Annotated in this window: 18 tRNA genes and 1 rRNA gene; all 19 read left to right on the plus strand. The window is 50.1% G+C overall.

The features are described 5' to 3' along the window. Nucleotides 1-2: 2 nt before the first annotated feature. The 19 genes from rrf (at nt 3) to AX762_RS11490 (ending at nt 1981) form a co-directional block, all read left to right on the plus strand. Nucleotides 3-118: ribosomal RNA gene (gene rrf, locus AX762_RS11400) — 5S ribosomal RNA — on the plus strand. A gap of 26 nt (nt 119-144) precedes the next feature. Then, nucleotides 145-217, plus strand: a tRNA-Val gene (locus AX762_RS11405). 8 nt (nt 218-225) lie between these two features. Beyond that, nucleotides 226-298: transfer RNA gene (locus tag AX762_RS11410), tRNA-Lys, on the plus strand. Nucleotides 299-316: 18 nt separating this feature from the next. After that, a tRNA-Leu gene (locus AX762_RS11415) sits at nt 317-398 on the plus strand. A gap of 23 nt (nt 399-421) precedes the next feature. Beyond that, nucleotides 422-494, plus strand: a tRNA-Thr gene (locus tag AX762_RS11420). A gap of 7 nt (nt 495-501) precedes the next feature. Then, nucleotides 502-573: transfer RNA gene (locus tag AX762_RS11425), tRNA-Gly, on the plus strand. Nucleotides 574-607: 34 nt separating this feature from the next. Beyond that, nucleotides 608-693, plus strand: a tRNA-Leu gene (locus AX762_RS11430). 22 nt (nt 694-715) lie between these two features. Continuing rightward, nucleotides 716-789, plus strand: a tRNA-Arg gene (locus AX762_RS11435). Between the two features lie 21 nt (nt 790-810). Then, a tRNA-Pro gene (locus AX762_RS11440) sits at nt 811-884 on the plus strand. Between the two features lie 11 nt (nt 885-895). After that, a tRNA-Met gene (locus AX762_RS11445) sits at nt 896-969 on the plus strand. Between the two features lie 7 nt (nt 970-976). Beyond that, nucleotides 977-1050, plus strand: a tRNA-Ile gene (locus AX762_RS11450). Nucleotides 1051-1070: 20 nt separating this feature from the next. Further along, nucleotides 1071-1143 (plus strand) — tRNA-Met (locus AX762_RS11455). A gap of 86 nt (nt 1144-1229) precedes the next feature. Then, nucleotides 1230-1302 (plus strand) — tRNA-Asp (locus AX762_RS11460). A gap of 13 nt (nt 1303-1315) precedes the next feature. After that, a tRNA-Gly gene (locus tag AX762_RS11465) sits at nt 1316-1386 on the plus strand. 41 nt (nt 1387-1427) lie between these two features. Beyond that, nucleotides 1428-1501 (plus strand) — tRNA-Ile (locus AX762_RS11470). A gap of 23 nt (nt 1502-1524) precedes the next feature. Beyond that, a tRNA-Ser gene (locus AX762_RS11475) sits at nt 1525-1613 on the plus strand. Nucleotides 1614-1628: 15 nt separating this feature from the next. Next, a tRNA-Glu gene (locus tag AX762_RS11480) sits at nt 1629-1700 on the plus strand. Nucleotides 1701-1737: 37 nt separating this feature from the next. Next, a tRNA-Ser gene (locus AX762_RS11485) sits at nt 1738-1827 on the plus strand. 81 nt (nt 1828-1908) lie between these two features. After that, a tRNA-Asp gene (locus AX762_RS11490) sits at nt 1909-1981 on the plus strand. The last annotated feature ends 54 nt before the right edge of the window (nt 1982-2035 follow it).

A 2035-nucleotide genomic window follows, 5' to 3' on the forward strand; every position in this document is an offset into this window, starting at 1 on the left:
TGTGCGGTGACGATGGCGGGAAGGATCCACCTGTTCCCATTCCGAACACAGCCGTTAAGCTTCCCAGCGCCGAGGATAGTGAAGGGTTTCCCTTTGTGAAAGCAGGACGTTGCCGTGCAGCTCTTTTACTTTTATAGATTACCAGGAGGTTTAGCTCAGTTGGGAGAGCATCTGCCTTACAAGCAGAGGGTCAGCGGTTCGAGCCCGTTAACCTCCATTTTTTCAGAGCCGTTAGCTCAGTTGGTAGAGCATCTGACTTTTAATCAGAGGGTCGCAGGTTCGAGCCCTGCACGGCTCATATAGTATAGAGAAACTAGCGGATGTGGCGGAATTGGCAGACGCACTAGATTTAGGATCTAGCGCTTCACGGCGTGGGGGTTCAAGTCCCTCCATCCGCATGAGTGTTTCTTACTAATGTTTAGCCGGCTTAGCTCAGTTGGTAGAGCAACTGATTTGTAATCAGTGGGTCGAGGGTTCGATTCCTTTAGCCGGCATTTTCGTGCGAAAGTAGTTCAGTGGTAGAACATCACCTTGCCAAGGTGGGGGTCGCGGGTTCGAATCCCGTCTTTCGCTTTCCAATTCTCATTGGTAATCAATGATACCCCATGCCGGGGTGGCGGAATTGGTAGACGCACAGGACTTAAAATCCTGCGGAGAGTTTTCTCCGTGCCGGTTCGACTCCGGCCCTCGGCATTATCTAGATTATTTAGATGGAGCACCCTTAGCTCAATTGGATAGAGTACCTGACTACGAATCAGGCGGTTAGAGGTTCAAGTCCTCTAGGGTGCATGTAACATGTAATAAAAAGTACGGGAAGTGGCTCAGCTTGGTAGAGCACCTGGTTTGGGACCAGGGGGTCGCAGGTTCGAATCCTGTCTTCCCGATTCATTAAAATGGCGGTGTAGCTCAGCTGGCTAGAGCGTACGGTTCATACCCGTGAGGTCGTGGGTTCGACTCCCTCCGCCGCTATGGAAGCGGACCTTTAGCTCAGTTGGTTAGAGCAAACGGCTCATAACCGTTCGGTCGCAGGTTCGAGTCCTGCAAGGTCCATTTTAATCATTTTATATTATCGCGGAGTAGAGCAGTTGGCAGCTCGTCGGGCTCATAACCCGGAGGTCGCAGGTTCAAGTCCTGCCTCCGCAATTACCATACTTGTAAACTTCTAAAGAAGCTTACAAGTATGGTACACTCGAGCAAAGCTTGCAGTGTTTCGTATAAAAAAATGCAATGGTCCCGTAGTGTAGCGGTTATCACGCCTGCCTGTCACGCAGGAGATCGCGGGTTCAAATCCCGTCGGGACCGTTAACAAAGATATGCGGGTGTAGTTTAGTGGTAAAACCCCAGCCTTCCAAGCTGACGTCGGGAGTTCGATTCTCCTCACCCGCTTTATACAAATTGTATAAAAAAATAAGTCATTAAGTCATATAGGGCCTATAGCTCAGCTGGTTAGAGCGCACGCCTGATAAGCGTGAGGTCGGTGGTTCGAGTCCACTTAGGCCCATTTATATCAATTTTTATTGATATGGGGAAGTACTCAAGTGGCTAAAGAGGCGCCCCTGCTAAGGGTGTAGGCCGGTTTCGCCGGCGCGAGGGTTCAAATCCCTCCTTCTCCGTTTTTTTATATTTTAGGCCCCTTGGTCAAGTGGTTAAGACACCGCCCTTTCACGGCGGAATCACGGGTTCAAATCCCGTAGGGGTCATCAAACAACACTTAGGTGTTGTTTATTAATTTCACATGGAGGATTACCCAAGTCCGGCTTAAGGGAACGGTCTTGAAAACCGTCAGGCGTGTCAAAACGCGCGTGGGTTCGAATCCCACATCCTCCTTTATTATGGCTGTTGGCGCTTTAGCCGTTACAGCCATGATACACTTGGGAAAGTCCAAAGTGTAACCTATAGTTTTTTTGAGGTCCCGTAGTGTAGCGGTTATCACGCCTGCCTGTCACGCAGGAGATCGCGGGTTCAAATCCCGTCGGGACCGTTTTTTTGGCGCAGTAGCTCAGTTGGTAGAGCAACGGATTGAAGCTCCGTGTGT

This window comes from Alkalibacterium sp. 20, from assembly GCF_001885615.1.
In the GTDB taxonomy this organism is placed as follows: Bacteria; Bacillota; Bacilli; order Lactobacillales; family Carnobacteriaceae_A; genus Alkalibacterium.